This is a genomic window from Ekhidna algicida (genome assembly GCF_051379705.1).
GTDB lineage: Bacteria > Bacteroidota > Bacteroidia > Cytophagales > Cyclobacteriaceae > Ekhidna.
Map to the genome: position 1 here is coordinate 2,932,065 of NZ_CP179868.1, position 18,481 is coordinate 2,950,545.

20 protein-coding genes are annotated in these 18,481 nt (G+C 41.5%); 15 read left to right on the forward strand and 5 right to left on the reverse strand.

What is annotated here, in order from left to right:
- Positions 1–10 precede the first annotated feature (10 nt).
- Complete coding sequence (locus ACL8WY_RS12905; RefSeq protein WP_436515172.1) at positions 11–568, forward strand: thioredoxin family protein; 558 nt, start codon at positions 11–13, stop codon at positions 566–568.
- On the opposite strand, the gene ACL8WY_RS12910 is transcribed toward ACL8WY_RS12905, so the two are convergent.
- Both ACL8WY_RS12910 and ACL8WY_RS12915 read right to left on the reverse strand, forming a co-directional pair.
- On the reverse strand, positions 565–1,533 hold the full coding sequence (locus ACL8WY_RS12910; protein WP_436515173.1) for an NAD(P)H-dependent flavin oxidoreductase: 969 nt from the start codon (positions 1,531–1,533) through the stop codon (positions 565–567). The two genes, ACL8WY_RS12905 and ACL8WY_RS12910, sit on opposite strands and share 4 nt — an antisense overlap.
- 88 nt (positions 1,534–1,621) lie before the next feature.
- Positions 1,622–2,077 carry a hypothetical protein gene (locus ACL8WY_RS12915; RefSeq protein WP_436515174.1) on the reverse strand — a complete coding sequence of 152 codons (456 nt, stop codon included), beginning with the start codon at positions 2,075–2,077 and terminating at the stop codon, positions 1,622–1,624.
- 110 nt (positions 2,078–2,187) lie between these two features.
- Here ACL8WY_RS12915 and panB point away from each other — a divergent pair, with 110 nt between their 5' ends.
- From panB to ACL8WY_RS12935, 4 genes are all read left to right on the forward strand, one after another.
- Positions 2,188–3,003, forward strand: a complete 816-nt coding sequence (gene panB, locus ACL8WY_RS12920) for a 3-methyl-2-oxobutanoate hydroxymethyltransferase (RefSeq protein ID WP_436515175.1) — start codon at positions 2,188–2,190, stop codon at positions 3,001–3,003.
- A gap of 22 nt (positions 3,004–3,025) precedes the next feature.
- Positions 3,026–5,242, forward strand: a complete 2,217-nt coding sequence (locus ACL8WY_RS12925) for an NADP-dependent isocitrate dehydrogenase (protein ID WP_436515176.1) — start codon at positions 3,026–3,028, stop codon at positions 5,240–5,242.
- 125 nt (positions 5,243–5,367) lie between these two features.
- On the forward strand, positions 5,368–6,237 hold the full coding sequence (locus ACL8WY_RS12930) for a hypothetical protein (protein WP_436515177.1): 870 nt from the start codon (positions 5,368–5,370) through the stop codon (positions 6,235–6,237).
- On the forward strand, positions 6,234–7,097 hold the full coding sequence (locus tag ACL8WY_RS12935; protein ID WP_436515178.1) for a hypothetical protein: 864 nt from the start codon (positions 6,234–6,236) through the stop codon (positions 7,095–7,097). The genes ACL8WY_RS12930 and ACL8WY_RS12935 overlap by 4 nt, the downstream gene beginning before the upstream one ends.
- Here ACL8WY_RS12935 and ACL8WY_RS12940 read toward each other — a convergent pair.
- From ACL8WY_RS12940 to ACL8WY_RS12950, 3 genes are all read right to left on the reverse strand, one after another.
- Entirely contained in the window at positions 7,094–7,501 is a 408-nt protein-coding gene (locus ACL8WY_RS12940; protein WP_436515179.1) for a hypothetical protein, read from the reverse strand. The genes ACL8WY_RS12935 and ACL8WY_RS12940 overlap by 4 nt on opposite strands.
- 97 nt (positions 7,502–7,598) lie before the next feature.
- Positions 7,599–9,794 (reverse strand): molybdopterin cofactor-binding domain-containing protein, encoded by a 2,196-nt coding sequence (locus tag ACL8WY_RS12945; RefSeq protein WP_436515180.1) that lies wholly within the window; start codon positions 9,792–9,794, stop codon positions 7,599–7,601.
- Between the two features lie 11 nt (positions 9,795–9,805).
- Entirely contained in the window at positions 9,806–10,264 is a 459-nt protein-coding gene (locus tag ACL8WY_RS12950; protein ID WP_436515181.1) for a (2Fe-2S)-binding protein, read from the reverse strand.
- Positions 10,265–10,409: 145 nt separating this feature from the next.
- Between ACL8WY_RS12950 and ACL8WY_RS12955 the strand changes: the two genes are divergently transcribed.
- The 10 genes from ACL8WY_RS12955 to ACL8WY_RS13000 are packed head-to-tail and all read left to right on the forward strand — an operon-like array spanning position 10,410 to position 18,479.
- Positions 10,410–11,552, forward strand: coding sequence for a cysteine desulfurase family protein (locus tag ACL8WY_RS12955; protein WP_436515182.1), 1,143 nt, complete (start codon positions 10,410–10,412; stop codon positions 11,550–11,552).
- Positions 11,549–12,706, forward strand: coding sequence for an XdhC family protein (locus ACL8WY_RS12960; protein WP_436515183.1), 1,158 nt, complete (start codon positions 11,549–11,551; stop codon positions 12,704–12,706). The genes ACL8WY_RS12955 and ACL8WY_RS12960 overlap by 4 nt, the downstream gene beginning before the upstream one ends.
- A complete protein-coding gene (locus tag ACL8WY_RS12965) occupies positions 12,699–13,298 on the forward strand; it encodes a nucleotidyltransferase family protein (protein WP_436515184.1) in 600 nt (199 codons plus the stop codon). The genes ACL8WY_RS12960 and ACL8WY_RS12965 overlap by 8 nt, the downstream gene beginning before the upstream one ends.
- Entirely contained in the window at positions 13,298–13,537 is a 240-nt protein-coding gene (locus ACL8WY_RS12970; RefSeq protein ID WP_436515185.1) for a MoaD/ThiS family protein, read from the forward strand. Before ACL8WY_RS12965 ends, ACL8WY_RS12970 begins: the two co-directional genes overlap by 1 nt.
- Positions 13,500–14,549 carry a molybdopterin-synthase adenylyltransferase MoeB gene (moeB, locus tag ACL8WY_RS12975; protein ID WP_436515186.1) on the forward strand — a complete coding sequence of 350 codons (1,050 nt, stop codon included), beginning with the start codon at positions 13,500–13,502 and terminating at the stop codon, positions 14,547–14,549. Before ACL8WY_RS12970 ends, moeB begins: the two co-directional genes overlap by 38 nt.
- Positions 14,546–14,989: a molybdenum cofactor biosynthesis protein MoaE gene (locus ACL8WY_RS12980; protein ID WP_436515187.1), complete on the forward strand. Its 444-nt coding sequence runs from the start codon at positions 14,546–14,548 to the stop codon at positions 14,987–14,989. Before moeB ends, ACL8WY_RS12980 begins: the two co-directional genes overlap by 4 nt.
- 34 nt (positions 14,990–15,023) lie before the next feature.
- Positions 15,024–15,407, forward strand: a complete 384-nt coding sequence (locus ACL8WY_RS12985) for a four helix bundle protein (protein WP_436515188.1) — start codon at positions 15,024–15,026, stop codon at positions 15,405–15,407.
- 11 nt (positions 15,408–15,418) lie between these two features.
- Positions 15,419–16,333: a bifunctional molybdenum cofactor biosynthesis protein MoaC/MoaB gene (moaCB, locus tag ACL8WY_RS12990; RefSeq protein WP_436515189.1), complete on the forward strand. Its 915-nt coding sequence runs from the start codon at positions 15,419–15,421 to the stop codon at positions 16,331–16,333.
- Positions 16,333–17,316: a GTP 3',8-cyclase MoaA gene (gene moaA, locus ACL8WY_RS12995; protein ID WP_436515190.1), complete on the forward strand. Its 984-nt coding sequence runs from the start codon at positions 16,333–16,335 to the stop codon at positions 17,314–17,316. The genes moaCB and moaA overlap by 1 nt, the downstream gene beginning before the upstream one ends.
- Positions 17,316–18,479, forward strand: a complete 1,164-nt coding sequence (locus ACL8WY_RS13000) for a molybdopterin molybdotransferase MoeA (protein WP_436515191.1) — start codon at positions 17,316–17,318, stop codon at positions 18,477–18,479. Before moaA ends, ACL8WY_RS13000 begins: the two co-directional genes overlap by 1 nt.
- Positions 18,480–18,481 lie beyond the last annotated feature (2 nt).

Consider the following 18,481-nt stretch of genomic DNA (forward strand, 5'->3'; position numbering starts at 1 on the left):
ATTCGACAGTATGGCCGCAGCAGAATCCAATATGATGCCTCTAGGTACAGTAGCCCCTGATTTTGATCTTCCGGATGTAACATCAGGTAAGAATAAAACACTGGAGGATGTACGCTCAGAATATGGAGTTGTTGTTATGTTTATCTGTGCTCATTGTCCATATGTAAAAAATATTGAAGAAGAAATTGCAGTCATTGCTCGCCAGTATTCAGATCAAAAAATTGGCTTTGTTGCTATCAGTTCCAATGATGCAACGGCTCATCCAAATGACGCTCCTGAAGGCTTGAAAGCACAAGCTGAGGAGTTTGAATTCTGTTTTCCGTATTTATATGACGAAACTCAAGAGGTAGCAAAAGCCTATCAGGCTGCATGCACGCCTGAATTCTACCTGTTTGATGAAGAAATGAAATGTATCTACCGAGGTAGATTTGATGCAAGTACACCAGGGAATCCCGAGCCTGTTACCGGAGATGACCTGATCAATGCACTGGAAGCTCATCTCGAAGATGAGCCACAAGCAAAGGATCAGAAACCAAGCATTGGTTGTAGCATCAAATGGAAGGCTTAATACTTCTTTAAGAGTTCAGACTGCTCCTCTATTGCACTCCTAAATTCATCTTTCAATCGATCAACAAGCTTACCCACGCTAGGTGAATCATCAATTTTAGTGACACCTTGTCCAGCTGACCAAATGGTTTTCCAGGCTTTTGCCTCGTCATTTGCGGATAGCTCTTCACCAAAATCAACTTTAGCTGATTGCTTCCACATGTCTTCTGTTATTCCCATGGCTTCCAGACTAGGTCTGAGGAAATTGGCATGAACACCGGAAACAGCAGCTGTATACACAATATCAGATGCTCCAGCATCCATGATCATTTTGCGATATTCTACTGGTGCTTCGCTTTCTGTGGTATTAATAAACCGAGTGCCCATGTAGGCAAGGTCTGCACCCATTTGCATAGCAGATGCTACATCTCTTCCGGTAGAGATACATCCTGATAATAGAATCGTTTTGTTAAAAAACTTTCGAATTTCACCAACGAAAGGCATAGGATTTAGAGTTCCTGCATGTCCGCCAGCACCAGCACAAACGAGTATTAATCCGTCTACTCCAGCCTGCGCAGCTTTCTCCGCATGCCTTTTCATAATTACATCGTGAAATACAAGTCCACCATAACTATGCACAGCATCCACCAGTTGCGTTACTGCCCCGAGTGAGGTGATGATTAAAGGAACCTGATGTTTTACAACAATCTCTAAGTCTGCTTCCAGACGTGGATTGGTTTTATGAACGATGAGATTCACGCCAAAAGGTGCAGCTTTTTTTCCGGTTTCTTTTTCCCATCGTGATAATTCCTCTTTTATTTCTAATACCCATTCCTCAAAACCTTCAGTGGATCGATTATTAAGCGCAGGGAAGGTGCCAACAATTCCATTTTTACAACACTCGATGACCATTTTTGGCCCAGAGATGAGAAACATGGGTGCAGCTACAACGGGCAGAGATAGGTCAGAAATAAATGGTGCTTTCATATTGATTGAGAATTCAAGTTTTAGTTAAAATAGAAATATCAAATTAATTCCCGTACAAACTTCTTTTGTTGTCTTTAGGAAATTCTTATCAGTCATCACATTCGCCAAGCTCATCATATAGTTTTCTCAAGTCATTGATAAATGATTTGACAGAATTGGGCTCTTTACCAAATTCATATGTCACTTTCTTTGAACCATTAGGAGTCGTTATTTCAATCCATTCGGCACCTCCGTCGGCGCAATCGGGACATCCGATTGTTTCTTCCAGTAAGTAAAAATCAGGCAGGTTGATTTTTGATGAGATTGATTCGAAAAGTTCAATAGATTTCTCGCAACTCCTTTCTTCGAGCTCTGGATTCACTCTGGGGATAACTGTTTTTATTGCTTGTCCATCAGATAATTCGAGGGTTTGAGTGCAATAACCTGCACACATCCCGAAGCTTGTTCCAAAAGTAATTTTTTGTATATCTGAACTTTGCACTTCTTCCTGACAGTTAGAAACTAAGATAGAAATTAACACAAACGTTAGCGAAATCAGTTTCATACCTTTAATTAATGATTTAGGCAATTTACATCAAATCAATTGTTGGAAGACGGTTAGCATCATTTTATGGTGAGGCTCTGATTATGTAAATTGCGCATCCATTTTATGCCATGAGTATACACGGAAATATTAAAATAGTAACCACCCACCAGCTTCAGGAAATGAAAGCTAAAGGTGAGAAAATATCCATGCTGACAGCCTATGATTATTCTATGGCTAAGATCATTGATCAGGCTGGAGTAGATGTCATACTGGTAGGTGATAGCGCTTCCAATGTTATGGCGGGAAATGAAACCACCCTTCCGATCACACTGGATCACATGATCTGGCACGCCACATCGGTGGTTAAAGCAGTAAATCGAGCATTAGTCGTCGTTGACGTGCCTTTCGGAAGCTATCAGGGAAGCTCCTCTGAAGCACTACGCTCCTGCATTCGAATCATGAAAGAATCGGGTGGTCATGCTGTGAAAATGGAAGGTGGAGTTGAAATAAAGGAAAGTGTATCCCGGGTATTATCAGCCGGAATTCCGGTCATGGGTCACTTAGGACTAACTCCTCAGTCTATTTATAAATTTGGAACATATACCGTGCGAGCCAAAGAGGAGGCCGAAGCTCAAAAACTCATAGATGATGCTAAGCTTCTGGAAGAACTTGGATGCTTTGCCATTGTATTGGAGAAAATACCTTCCAAGTTGGCAAAAAAAGTTTCCGAGGCGATTTCTATCCCAACAATCGGTATCGGAGCAGGGCCGGACACAGACGGTCAGGTATTGGTAGTACATGACATGTTAGGCATCACACAAGACTTTAAACCACGTTTTCTACGCCAATATGCAGATCTGAATACGATCATGAAAGGCGCATTTGAGAATTACGTGTCCGACATTAAATCCCAAAAATTCCCCAACGAAAAAGAGAGTTACTAACCTTTAAAAAAGAAGAATTTCAATGGCAAAGATCATATACACGCACACAGACGAAGCGCCAGCTTTGGCTACAAAATCACTACTTCCAATCATCAAGGCCTTTGCGGGGAAAGCAGATGTAAATGTGGAAACAAGAGACATTTCATTAGCAGGTCGTATTATTGCTGTTTTCTCTGAGTTACTTTCCGAAGATCAGCGAATGGATGATGCATTGGCTGAGTTGGGAGAAATTGCCAAAACTCCTGAAGCTAACATCATTAAACTACCCAATATCAGTGCATCAACTCCACAGTTGATGGCAGCAATTAAGGAACTACAGTCGCAAGGATATGCTTTGCCAGACTATCCAGAAGAGCCAAAAGATGAAAAGGAAAAAGACATTAAGGCTCGTTATGATAAAGTGAAAGGTAGCGCTGTTAATCCTGTGCTCCGGGAAGGTAACTCGGATAGAAGGGCACCTAAAGCAGTAAAAAACTTTGCCAGAAAATTTCCACACAGCATGGGTAAGTGGAACTCAGATTCCAAAACTCATGTGGCTAGTATGAGTGACGGGGATTTTTACGGAAGTGAGAGGTCTACTACCGTGGCAAATGAAACACAGGTTAAAATCAATTTTGTAGGAGACGATGGTCAGTCTAAAACACTAAAGGATAGTTTCCCTATTCTTTCCGGTGAGGTAATCGACGCTTCAGTAATGAACATGGCAAAGCTTAAGTCTTTCATTGCTGCAGAAATCGCCGACGCAAAGGAGAAAAATATTTTGTTTTCTCTTCATATGAAGGCGACCATGATGAAGGTTTCAGATCCCATCATCTTTGGCGCTGCTGTAGAAGTCTATTATAAAGATGTTTTTGAAAAATACGCGGCATTATTTGAAGAATTGGGAGTAGATACTGCCAGTGGCATTGGAGATGTATATAATAAGATCCAATCACTGGATGAGTCTAAGCAAAAAGAGATCAAGGAAGAAATAGAGAGAGTCTATGAGACAAGACCTTCCTTAGCGATGGTAAATTCTGACAAAGGAATTACTAACCTTCATGTACCAAGTGATGTAATCATCGATGCATCGATGCCAGCAATGATTCGTACATCTGGTCAGATGTGGAACAAAGACAATCAAACGCAAGACGCAAAAGCCGTAATTCCAGACCGTTCGTATTCAGGTGTTTATCAGGCGGTGATTGAAGACTGCAAGAAAAATGGTGCATACGACCCCACTACAATGGGCAGTGTGCCAAATGTAGGTCTGATGGCTCAGAAAGCTGAAGAATACGGTTCCCACGACAAGACATTTCAGTTTGACTCGGCGGGAAAGGTGCAAGTGGAAGATGCAGTAGGCAATGTGCTATTGGAACAATCGGTTGAGGTTGGCGACATTTTCAGAATGTGTCAGGTGAAAGACGCGCCTATACAGGACTGGGTGAAACTTGCCGTGAATCGAGCAAAGGCAACAGGAGTTCCGGCTATATTTTGGTTAGATAAGAATCGAGCTCATGATTCCGAATTAATCAAAAAGGTTGAAACCTACCTGAAAGATTATGATACCGCAGGATTGGACATTCGCATCATGTCTCCGGTAGAGGCGACCCAGTTTTCAGTAGACAGGATTAGAAAAGGAGAAGATACCATCTCTGTGACAGGAAATGTATTAAGAGACTATCTGACTGACCTATTTCCAATTCTGGAAGTAGGAACAAGTGCCAAGATGCTTTCCATAGTCCCATTGATGAATGGAGGAGGATTGTTCGAAACAGGTGCAGGAGGGTCTGCTCCCAAACACGTTCAGCAGTTTGTACAGGAAGGCCACCTGAGATGGGATTCGCTAGGTGAATTTCTAGCTTTAGCCGTTTCGCTTGAGCACCTCGGAGAAAAGTATGGAAACGAGCGTGCCAGGGTACTTGGAGAAGCATTGGATAATGCTACCTCCAAACTACTGGAGGAAAACAAATCACCTTCACGAAAAGTAAATGAAATCGACAACAGAGGAAGTCACTTCTATCTAGCTATGTATTGGGCAGAGATGCTTGCAAGTCAGGATGAAGATGCAGAATTGAAGTCTACTTTTGAATCTGTCGTTCGTGAATTAGCTGCTAATGAAGCTAAGATTAATGAGGAGTTGATAGCAGCACAAGGAGCACCGGTAAATATTGGCGGCTATTATCAGCCAAATGAAAAAATGACCGTTGCAGCCATGCGGGCAAGTGCTACGCTCAATCAAATAATTGATTCGATTTAAAAAGAGATAATAATTGATTTAAACATCCTCTGGAGATAGGGGATGTTTTTTTATGTCTTGACGCAAATGCGGTAGGCGTATGAACAATATTGGTTAACTTAATTTAGCAATACCGCTAAGAAAGATTGAAAGTAAGTAGAAGAAATAATTTTGAGTTTAATGTTTTGGCTGTAGCCTGTGCTATTGGGTTGATTCGATCCGCAATCGAAGTAGTTGGAGATCTGATGGCGGTTGAATTACTTCCAAACTTTTATTTAGATCTTACTTTCGTTGTTGTTTTTGCATCAACACTCATTGCATTAAAAAGGGAAGCTTCTCCAAAAGCAATTTTGTTCATTTTTTATTTCCCTTTTATCGCACTCATTACACTTATGTTTATTGATGGCAGAGGATTGGCATATTCGATCGAAAACAATGTTTTTGCCAGCTTAATTATCATCACTTTCACCACACGTGGAAATATGCCTCTGATGTTGAATGGTAGTTTGATTATAGCAATTGTGACAAGTCTCATTGTGATAGAATATCAACATCATCTATTTGAAAACTTTGTCGCTTTAAACACGAGTAGTTTCAACTTTCTATTTTCATCTGTCGGTGTGATAGCTTTTACCCTTTATGCAAAATCAGAGTTTGAGAAAAGCAAGAAGAAGATTGCTGCTGCCAATAACCTACTCGACGAAAACAACAAATCACTTAGCGCAAAAAATGAAGAACTTTTGGCGAAAAAAGAAGCTTTAGAAAAACTTACACTTAGTCTTGATAAGAGAATTAAGAGCGATAGCGAAAAGCTGCAAACTCAGAAGCAGCAGGTTGAAAAGTATCTTTCAATAACCTTGACAGAGCTTTTTGACGCTTACCAAGAGACGATTGATACCGTTGAAAGATTTAATGGCGAAAAGGATAACATAGCCTCCATGGTAGTGAAGTCAGGCGAAAATCTAAAAGAAGAAATGGAGGCGCTGAGAAACAAAATTGAAGAGAGCATCAAATGAAGTGGATTAAAAATTTCTTTAATGGAAAAGGGCTCGAGGAACAGCTATTTTTAGCAGCACTGCTAATAGCTGTGCCATACTTTGTATCGAGTATCATTTTTGATCTAATTGCTTTAGATAATTTCGTTTTGCTTACGATAGACATCACTTTTTTGGTGATATGTCTGGTGATGATTTTTTTGAGCAGATCAGATCAATTGAGAGCCTTACTAGTCAATATTTTTTGCCTTTTGATTATTGCAGGATTTACGTTTTTCTGGATATCCGCAGGTGGGATCAACGGTGGAGGTCAGTACGTATTTCCAGTTGTCTCTGTTCTAGTCATTTTAATCTCTAAGGGGCGTAGTAGCATTATTTTCGCAATCATTTTACTAGCTGTAGCGATACTTATTTCAGGCGATTGGATCGCGGTGGAAGGAAGTGCCGAGTACACCGGCTTGCTCTTCGATTTCATTTTAAATCTATTCATGTTGGCAGTGCTATTAATCGTTTTCAAAAAGTCACTTGACAATGAAAGAAGTAAACTAGAAAGTCAGAATAGTGCGATTCGAAATTCCAACGCTGAACTGAACATTAAGACCACCGAACTGGAACTCTATAACAGGGATGTTGAATTGATAAGTAAGAACCTGGAAAAAGTAGCCGAGCGAAATTTTGTCAATATGGAAAGGCAAAATCAAAAAATACTAGAGTATTCATTTATCAACGCCCATTTGGTAAGAGCGCCATTAGTGAATATTATCGGTCTGGCTGAACTCGATGAGCGTAAAAATGATCAGTATGAATCTCTGGAAAACAGGGCAAAAAAGTTTGACCAGATACTTCATAAGATAAGCAGTGTGCTTCACCACAAAGACTAATTTTTCTTCTTGCTCAGTGAAAAGCTTGTCCTGCTATTCACAAACCTTCCGGTTTGATCAAAAATGTAGATAGTCTTCAAAGTAGTATTTCCCAAATTGAGTGACGTATTCATATAGTTGCCAAAAACCACATCATTGGCTTGACTAAAATCATCTGATGGGTAGTTCAAAAGGCGAGAGTCGTTTGACATAAAACTCATAAAATCTGATTGATAGGCCTGATTAAGGTCAACTTCTAGCGGTAGTTGTAGTTGAAAAGAGCTAGAAATTGATTCAGAAGTTTTTAAATCAGGAAACAATTCTATGGGCTGATTCTTTGTGAGAAAGGATGCTTTTTTAGCGCTTTCTTGCCCATAACAAATGATGACGCAAAGGAGGGCGAATGTTGATAAAAGCTGTTTCATTTTATTCACAGGTTTAATTTAAAAACGGTCAATCTGTCATCTTGTTAGAAAATAAAGGAAGCCAGCTTTCGCTAGCCTCCATTTTGGGTTAACTATATCATCCTACTTCCATCAGTTCCTCCTGTTCAGCCACCATAAATGGCTGGTGATACCAACGTTTGCCGGTTGCCTGGTACATCGCGTTTGCTACTGCTGCTGCAATTGGCGGCAATGAGGGCTCACCCAAACCGGTTGGGTCAATTCCATTCTCAACGAAAAATACCTCGATCTCTGGAGGAGCTTCAGTGTGTCTGATCAATCGATATTGATCAAAATTATTTTGGACGGGCGAGCCTTTATCAAAGTTCACCTGACTGTACATCGTATGACCAATACCGTCGATAATACCACCTTCAATTTGGTTGATGGCGCCCTCTCTGTTCACTACAATTCCACAATCCACCGCGCACCAAACTTTTTGAAGTTTTAGGTCATTACCATCTTTGATTACGTCCACTACTTGTGCTACATAAGAATTGTGACAGAAATAGGCTGACACACCTCTAAAGACGCCGGCAGGCTTATTGTCCCACCTAGCCTTTTCACGCACAAGTTTTAGCACTCCGGCATAGCGTGCAGGATCATAATCGTTTCGGTCACCAACTGGATCATTTATTGCACGATCAAAAAGCTCTAGCCTGAAATCAATTGGATCCTTACCTGCAGCTTCTGCCACCTCATCCAGGAATGCTTGTTCGGCACCTGCAACAAAGTTAGATCGTGGTGCTCGCCATGCTCCTGTTGAAATGTTTGTGTCAATGTTAATGTTTTCAATCTTGTAATTGTCCACAGTGCCTGCCGGGAATCGATCCTGAAATAGCGGGCTTCCCGGAATGCCGGCACCTTTCGCCTGAAAAGCAATCAGCTTCCCTTCGCTATCAAGAGCTGCTTTATAGTTTATTCGATACGCCGGCCGGTAAGTACCCTGCGTTAGATCATCCTCTCGTTTGTAAATCAGTTTTACTGGTCCGCCTATCTTTTTGGAAATAGCGGCCGCTTCAACTCCAAAGTGGCCATACAGCCTTCGTCCAAACCCACCACCCATTCGAGTCATATCAATGGAGATGTTCTCTTCTGGCATTCCTAGTAAGGAAGAAACGGATTTCCTCAAGTATTCTGGAGTCTGAATTGGTCCTACTAGAATGGCTTGATCAGCAGTGACATTGGCAAAGAAATTCATAGGTTCCAATGTATTGTGAGCCAGGAATGGTGCGCTGAAGGTTCGGTCAACGACCTGAGCGGCGCTTTGTGAAGCTTTAGTAGGATTGCCATCTTCTCTGGCTACTTCTCCTTTTTGCGACATGGCATTTACCAATTTTTTCGCATGGTCTTCGCTGCTCTCTGCAGGTGTGTCCTGCTCCCAATCAATTTTCAACTTGCTCTTCGCCTTCATCACTTGCCAAGTACTCTCACCAGTAATAACTACCAGCTCTTTGAATGCATTGACATCTGACCATTGTGGCTCACCCACCGTGGTATCCACCGTGAAAACATCCTTGATTCCGGGCATTGCTTTAGCTTCTTCAGCGTCCAGAGATTTCAGCTTCATGCCAAATGCTGGAGGATGCTCAATCATCGCGATTGTGGCACCTTCCTCCATGTAGTCCAATCCGAATAAAGGTTGTCCTGTAACAATTTTTGGGGCATCTACATTTTTGATGTCTTGGCCAATAAGTTTGAAGTCTTTCGGATCCTTTAACTTAATTTCTTCAGGAACAGGGATTGATACTGCTTCTATAGCTATTTCTCCATAGCCGATCGTGTCCCCGGTTTTTTCATTCTTAATGATGCCTTTATCTGTTGAAAGATCAGCCAATGACACTTGCCATTTCTTAGCAGCAGCCTCCATTAACAGTCTCCGTGCAGCTGCTCCAGCCATTCTTAGGCTTTGCCAGCCCTGACGAATGGATTGACTTCCTCCGGCAAGCTGTCTCTTAAAATTATTGGTGTCAAGGCCTGCTTGCTCTACTTTCACCATGTCCCAGTCTACGTCTAACTCCTCTGCAATAATTAACGGCATAGAAGTTTTTACATTTTGACCAATCTCAGGGTTTGGTGACATAATGGTCACCTCTCCATTGTCGGCAATGGTGATGTATGCATTGACATTAAACCACTCCTCGGGTACACTGATAGTCTCGCCTGGAGAAGCACAGCCAGCTAGCCAATTGAACCCGATCATGATTCCGGCACTCCCGGCAGCAGATACTTTCAAAAAAGATCTTCGGTTGATTTCTGTTTTTACAATTGTCATGATTCGGTGGGTTAAGCGTTTTTAGCAGCCGTTTGAATGGCCTTGTTAATTCTGGTGTATGTACCACAGCGACAAATGTTACCATTCATTGCGGTCGCGATCTCCTCACTGGAAGGATTTGGATTCTTGTCTAAAAATGCTGCAGCGTTCATGATTTGTCCCGCCTGACAATAGCCACACTGCGGAACATCATGTTCGATCCAGGCTTTTTGAACCGGATGATCCCCTTCTTCAGAGAGTCCTTCAATAGTAGTTACTTCTTGTTCGCCCACTGCTGAAATTGGTAGAGAGCATGACCGAATGGAATTGCCGTTCAAATGGATGGTGCATGCGCCACATTGTGCTATTCCACATCCATATTTCGTTCCAACAAGTTTTAAATGATCCCTGAGTACCCAGAGAATGGGGGTGTCAGAATCAACATCAACCTGATGTTGTTTTCCGTTCACCTTAATAGTAAATGCCGCCATAAGATTTTTTTGATTGAGTTAGTTCTTTCAAATTACTAAAATCGAAAGACAATCGTTATGAATTTCTGATCAAAAAAGCAGGATTTTATGCAAGTGGTAATCGCTAACCTGAGTTTATTCCTAAATTCATGGTCAATTAGCAGCAATGAGCAAGCAACCCATATATCTGGATTATAACGCCACTACTCCTGTGGATGAACAGGTGCTAGAGGAGATGCTACCTTATTTCACCTCGAAGTTTGGTAATGCCTCAAGTGTCCAGCATACCTTTGGGTGGGATGCTGAAGAGGCGATAGATATTTCAAGAGAGAAAGTTGCCAAAAGCATTGGAGCAAAACCTTCCGAAATCATCTTTACCTCGGGAGCGACAGAAGCAATCAACCTTGCATTATTTGGTAGCTACAATGAAGGTGAAAAGAATCACATCATAACCAGCAAAACGGAGCACAAAGCTGTACTAGATACCTGCGAGGAGTTAGAGAAACGTGGAGCGAAAATTACTTACCTGAAAGTCGATAGAAATGGAATCATTGATTTGAATGAATTAAAAGCGTCTATTTCCGATCAGACACTTTTGGTAAGTATCATGTCAGCGAATAATGAGACCGGTGTATTACAACCGATGGATGAAATAGGTGAAATATGCAAAGAAAGGAACATCTTGCTTTTTTCTGATGCTACCCAAGCTCTTGGAAAAACCCCATTGAATTTAGAAGAAGCGAATATCGATATGGCTGCCTTTTCCGCTCATAAAATGTATGGGCCAAAGGGAGTTGGAGCATTGTATATTGGAAAACAATCCAACCTTCAGCCGCAAGCATTTGGTGGAGGTCATGAAAAAGGATTGCGTTCAGGAACACAAAATGTTCCTGGCATAGTAGGTTTTGGTAAAGCTTGTGAGGTGGCTAATAATTTAATTGAGAATGAAATTGAACGACTGAGTCAATTAAGGGATTGGCTGGAAAAAGAGTTGCTCCAATTGGGTAGTACAACTATCAATGGAGAAAAAGCGAATAGACTTTCACATGTTGCCAATGTTTCGTTTGAAAATGTGGAAGGTAACAAGCTGATGCGTGCACTCAAAGGACTGGCAGTGTCGCAAGGTTCAGCGTGTAATTCTTCCGTCATCGAACCTTCACATGTATTGAAAGCCATGGGTTTAAATGATCGATTAGCGTATGCTTCATTACGAATATCACTTGGCAGGCAGACCACAGAAGAAGAAGTACGAAAGGCGGTGCAGATCATTCGAGGTTCGGTAGAACAATTGAGAATGCAGTTACAATGAGAGAGATTAATGCAATCATAACATCCTATGAAGAAGCCAAAGTAAATGGCCTGTCGTGTGTTCTCGCTACTGTGGTTCATGTGGAAGGGTCTTCCTATCGAAGAGCCGGAGCGCGTATGCTAGTAGATGAAAACGGACTAATGACTGGAGCAATAAGCGGAGGATGTTTGGAAGGAGATGCCTTGCGGAAAGCACTTCACGCGTTGCATAAGAGCGAAAACAAGCTGGTAACTTATGATACAAGTGATGAAAATGACGCGATTATTGGGGCTCAACTTGGGTGTAATGGGGTGATTCAGGTGCTATTTGAACCGATCAATTTTAAAGCTGATAACAATCCTGTTGAGCTGCTAAAGCATGCAATCGGCATGAACGAATCCATGATCATTGGAACATACTTTCACTTAGATAAAACGCAAGATCAGATTGGGACCATATTTCTCGTAGATCAAAATCTGCATATAAGCGGACAAGTGTTCCCATCCGAACTACACAGCCAGATAATAGCTGATTGCCAAACAGCTCTTGCCGATAACACTTCGCTATTTCGAGAGTACCGTATCGACGCTGATCAGCAGTATCTTTTTTTGGAGGTATTTACTCAGCCGCCAACTTTGGTCTTGGTGGGAGCAGGAAACGATGCACAGGTATTAGCGCAAATGGCAGAACTGCTTGGCTGGAACATTGTAGTAACTGATGGACGTCCAACGCATGCAAGTAGTAACAGATTTGCTAGCTCTTGCCAGGTCGTAGTTGCTAAACCAGAACAGATTCTTGAAGAAGTAGAAATAACCGATCGAACTGCGTTTGTGCTCATGACACATAATTATAAGTATGACCTTTCGGTGCTCAAAGTCCTGCTGACGAAATCCGACATTTCATACATTGGTATTCTTGGTCCAGAAAAAAAATATCAGCGAATGTTAGATGACTTGAAGATTGAAGGCATTGAGCTAACTCAACGACAGCTAGATATCATTCATGCACCAGTCGGATTGGAAATCGGTGCAGAGACACCAGCTGAAATAGGGCTATCCATTTTATCCGAAATTCAGTCTGTACTTACGGAAACTCCGGGAGGCAAGCTAAAGAAAAAGGAAGGCCCGATACACCGGAAGAAAAACAATGAATTCAAACAGATCATCATTGGGTGAATCGTCGAAAATAGGAATCATAATTTTAGCAGCTGGAGCCTCTAAAAGATTGGGGCAACCAAAACAGCTGGTTTCCTTTCAGGGAAAAAAGCTTTTGCAACACACCATAGACTGTACTGTCAATTTGGACTTTAGTTCCAAAGTTTTGGTTTTGGGCGCAAAAGCTGACCAAGTACTGCAGCAGGTCGAATTACACGATTTTAATACGTGTTTGAATAAGCAGTGGGAGGAAGGCATGGGGAGCAGCTTGAGAATTGCGGTTGAGAAATCCATCGAATTGAATCCAGATCTGGAAGCGATTATAGTTCAGGTTTCAGATCAACCATTTGTAAGTAAGGAACTTTTAGGCGAGCTGCTTGAATTGTATATATCAGAGTCCAGCATTGTTGCATGCGAATATGAGGAAGTGAAAGGTGTACCGACACTATTTGGTAGCAAGTATTTTGATGAACTTTTGCAGCTTGACGGAGATCAAGGAGCAAAGAAAATCATCCAAAAACATCAATCGGTTTTAAAGATAGTGCGGTTCGATCAGGGTAATTTTGATATAGATACGCCTGAGGATTTAGAACGATTAAAGAGTTTCGAATAATGGCCATTACCATTAAATATTTTGGAGCAATAGCAGAAGCAGCAGGTGTTTCGGAGGAGAAAGTGACAATAGAAGAAGTAGGTAGCAGCGTTGAACAGCTAAGGTCCTTTTGCTTGAATAAGTATGAAGCAGTTGGTGATCTTTCGTTCCAATTGGCAGTAAATCAATCTTTAATTGCCTCAGGAACTCTGAACGATGGCGATGAAGTGGCCTTTTTACCTCCATTTGCAGGTGGCTGATTTTTCACGATATAACCGTCAAATCAAACTTACTGAAGTAGGACAGGAAGGGCAAGCCAAACTTCAGAATGCAAAAGTTCTCATTGTGGGAGCCGGAGGTTTAGGATGTCCTGCCGCTTTGTATCTGGCTGCAGCTGGTGTTGGCACCATTGGACTCATCGATCACGATCTAGTGGATGAAACCAACCTTCATAGGCAAATACTATTTACAGAAAAGGATATTGGAAGACCAAAAGCGGAAGCAGCTAAAGAGGCGTTGGAACAACGAAATTCAGACATAGCCATTCGATCGTATGCTCATCCATTGAACCTGGAAAATGTACTTGAGCTGTTTGCTGACTATGACCTCATTTTGGATGGCACGGACAATTTCCAAACCAAATACCTGATCAATGACGGTTGTATAAAAGCAGGTAAACCATTCATTGGTGCATCCATTTATAGGTATCAGGGTCAGCTGTCGGTATTTAACTATCAAAATGGACCTACCTACCGATGCTTGTACCCAACACATCATTATAAGGATAATAGTAATTGCGAAGAGACAGGCGTGTTGGGTGTGCTGCCTGGCATTATGGGAACGATGCAAGCTGCAGAAGCTGTAAAAATCATTTTGCAAATTGGGACATCATTGAGTGGTAAGCTGAAAGTGATTGATACTCTTACCATGCAAGGCCAACTGATCTCTTTTGGTAAAAATGAAAAAGGTGTTGAGCGCGTCAAAAGTGAACCATTAGCACTAGAAATTGCCAAGTGCTCAATCAAAGAAATAGATCGCATGTATCTGGATGTAAGAGAGCCTTTTGAGCAACCTAAACCAGACAACCAAGAACTTTTAGAAATTCCATTAAATCAACTTATCGATCGCCACAAAGAAATCCCGCGTGATAAAAAAGTCTATGTCTATTGCCAGTCTGGAATTCGAAGCAAAAAAGCGATTGCACTTCTTGAGAAAGAATATGGATTTGATAACTTGGTAGACGCAGGCGGAATTGAAGCACTAATATCATGAGCGAAAAGAAACCAAAGAAAGTATTTATGGAGGGCCCAATTTCTCCGGATAAGATTGCCAAATCGATAGCCAATCACCAATCCAAAACCAACATTGGTGCACATAGCATCTTTTTAGGCCAGGTTCGTGCGGATGAGATCGATGGTAAGATTGTTCAAGCAATTGATTATACGGCTTATGAAGAAATGGCCGAGAAGGTTTTTTATGAAATCAGAGAATCAGCTTTTGAACAATATGATATGACGTGTTGCCACATTTATCACAGTTTGGGAAAAGTAAAAGCTGGCGAACTTTGCTTATTCGTTTTCACCTCTTCAGCACATCGCAAAGTTGCTATTGAGGCGTGTAACTATTTAGTTGAAGAAATCAAGGAGAAAGTGCCTGTCTTTGGAAAGGAATTGTTTGAAGATGAGACTCATCAATGGAAAGTGAATCAGTGATCAGTTTTTGGTAATCAGTAATCAGTTTTGAAAAATGGCATATGTGCAAAGTTTCAGGAATTTGGAAATCTACAAGCTTTCAAGAGTTCTTTCCACCAAAATCTTTGAAGTAACTAAAGGATTCCCTAAAGAAGAAATTTATTCTCTTACGGATCAAGTGAGAAGGTCTTCAAGATCAGTCGGTGCACAAATCGCTGAAGCATGGGGTAAAAGAAGGTATGAGAAACACTTTATTAGCAAGTTGACCAATGCAGATGGTGAACAGCAAGAAATAGAGCATTGGATTGAAACGGCAAGAGATTGTGGCTACCTTACAAATGAAGTTTCTGGCGAACTCATAGATCAATATTCTCAAGTAGGAAGAATGATCGGTTCAATGATAAATAAATCATCAAGTTTCTGCGGCAAGATTAACTGATCACAGTTTACTTGAAATACCGAATACTGGACATGGTAGACATTACGCACAAATCAAACACACTTAGAGAAGCAACGGCACAAGCCATTGTGCGAGTTGGTAGTATAGAAACCATTGACCTGATCAATGCTGGTAAAGTTCCGAAAGGAGATGTGTTTGAAATGTCCAGAGCAGCAGGTTTGCTGGGTGTGAAAAAAACTCCGGATCTTTTACCGGATTGTCATCCACTGCCAATTGAATACACGGGCGTAGAATATCAAATAGATGGATTAGACATCACGATTTTGATGACCGTAAAAACCATCTATAAGACCGGGGTTGAAGTGGAGGCCATGCATGGAGCTAGCATAGTCGCATTGAATATGTATGATATGCTGAAGCCGGTAGACAAACAAATAGAAATCAGTACAATCAAACTTTTGAAGAAAACGGGAGGTAAGTCCTCCTATCAAAAATCTACGGAGGGACTTTCTTGCAAAGTGGTGGTTTGCTCAGATACGGTTTCAAAAGGAGAGAAAGAAGACAAGGGAGGCAAACTGATTGTTTCGAAGATGGAAGAATTTGGACTGCAAACTTCTTATGAAGTTATTGCTGATGAAGCGCAAGACATTAAGAAAGAAGTAGAAAATCTCACAGCAGACTTACTGATTTTTACAGGAGGCACAGGAGCAAGCCCTAGAGATATCACCCCTGACACCTTACGACCGCTGCTCGATACCACATTGAATGGTGTCGAAGAAGAAATGAGACGCTATGGTCAGGAGCGCATGCCTTATGCAATGCTTTCTCGATCCGTTGCTGGAATTAAAAATGGTAAAGTGATACTTGCGGTGCCAGGCTCAACAGGTGGAGTTACTGATTGCTTAAACGCAGTATTCCCTCATCTTTTCCATGTGTTTCACGTCTTAAAAGGAGGAGGACACTGATGGAATCAAAGATTATAGACAAGTTCGGCAGGCCGCACTCTTACCTGAGAATTTCACTCACCGATCGCTGCAATCTTCGCTGCTTCTATTGCATGCCGGAAGAAGGGATAGAGTTGATGGAAAAGCCCAGCATCATGACGCTGGAGGAGATCATTGAAATTTCTAAGATATTTGTTGACCTTGGTGTTGACACCATACGTCTGACCGGAGGCGAGCCTTTGGTACGCAAAAACTTCGAATTTCTGGCCAGAGAGTTGACCAAGCTAGGTGTAACACTCAAGCTAACAACCAATGGAATCTTGCTGGACAAGTACTTTGACCTTTTTAAGGAAATAGGTCTAAAGAAAATCAACATCAGCTTGGACACGTTAGATAAAGCCAAGAATGCCTTTATCACTAAGCGAGACTATTACGATCGCATTATGGCAAATATCCGGGAAGGTATTGCCAGAGGATTCCAGCTTAAGCTAAATGTGGTACTTATCAAGGATGTCAATGATCAAGAAATTAACGACTTTATTGCATTAACAAAAGATCAGAATATTGATGTGAAATTCATCGAATTTATGCCCTTCAAGGGCAATAAGTGGGATTGGAGCAAAGGTGTAAGCGAAGAAGAAATATTGGCGGAAGCAGCGAGCAAATTCGGAGAAATTAAAACGCTTAAAAACCCCAAACATAGTACTTCGAACAACTTTCAAGTAGCCGGACATCAAGGAAGTTTTGGAATCATCAGCACCATCACAAATCCATTCTGTTCAGATTGCAATCGCCTGCGATTGACAGCCGATGGAAAAATGAAAAACTGCTTGTTTGCCAATTCTGAAACAGATATTCTCGGCCCACATAGAAAAGGCGAAGCTATTGATCAATTAATTTTAGATGCCATCAAGCAAAAAAAATATTCGCGCGATGGAATGGACTTGAAGATGGATGCAGACCAGTATGAAAATAACCGTTCAATGATTTCAATCGGAGGCTGATGGTATCAATCGAAGAAGCATTAGCATTAGTTGATCAACAAGAGTTGAACTTGATTCCGGACGAACTACCATTGGCGCAATCGTTGGGCTGTTACCTGTCCGAGAAGATCACTTCTCCTTTCGATTTACCCTCTTTTGATAATTCAGCAATGGATGGCTATGCTGTGTGCGGTTTTCACAACGAATTTGAAGTAGTTGGAGAAGTCGCTGCAGGAAGCACGGGAGAAAATCAATTGTCGGATGGAAAGGCGATGCGCATTTTCACAGGCGGAAAAGTGCCTGAGGAAACCACGGCAGTGATCATGCAGGAAAAGACGAAGGTGGAAGGTTCAAAGCTTATTTTGGAAGAGGAAGTTATTGTAAGTAAAAATGTTCGTAGAAAAGGCGCTGAAATAGCCGAAGGACAAGAAGTCTTTCAAGCCGGTCATCAAATTAATTCAGCCACTATTGGTGTTTTAAGTTCACTTGGGTTTGGAGCTGTTAAAGTATTTCAACAACCGACCATTCATGTGATTGCAACAGGCAACGAACTTGTAGAACCCGGAGAGGATAAGGAAAGTGGACAGATCTATGAATCCAACAGCCAAACCTTGGCCGCCGCACTCCAGGATCACGGCTTTTATTGTGGGAGTAGGCAAAAGATTTCAGATAATTTGGATGCAATCGCAGAAGGGATCTCAGATAATCTTGAACAGTGCGATGTGCTGTTGATCACAGGGGGGATTTCAGTTGGAGATTATGATTTTGTAAAAGAGGCTTTGGAAGAAAATGATGTCGAGGAGGTCTTTTACAAGGTCTTTCAAAAGCCGGGTAAGCCACTCTATTTTGGAAGAAGAGATGAGCAATTTGTCTTTGCACTTCCGGGTAATCCAGCATCTTCATTGACATGTTTCTACGTGTATGTACTTCCATTATTGCAAAAAATGTCAGGCGGAAGAGGTCAGGGACTCATGAAAGTTAACCTTCCGATAGCTCATGATCATGTGATAAAGTTTGATCGGCCGGTCTTTCTAAAGGCAAGCATAGAAAATAATGAAGTCACCATATTGGATGGTCAAGGGTCGTCTATGATTCACTCCATGGCGCGAAGTAATGCGCTAGCATTTGCAAAAGGTCCTGTGCAGTTAGAAAAAGGAAACCCTATTGAATGCCTATTAATCTGATG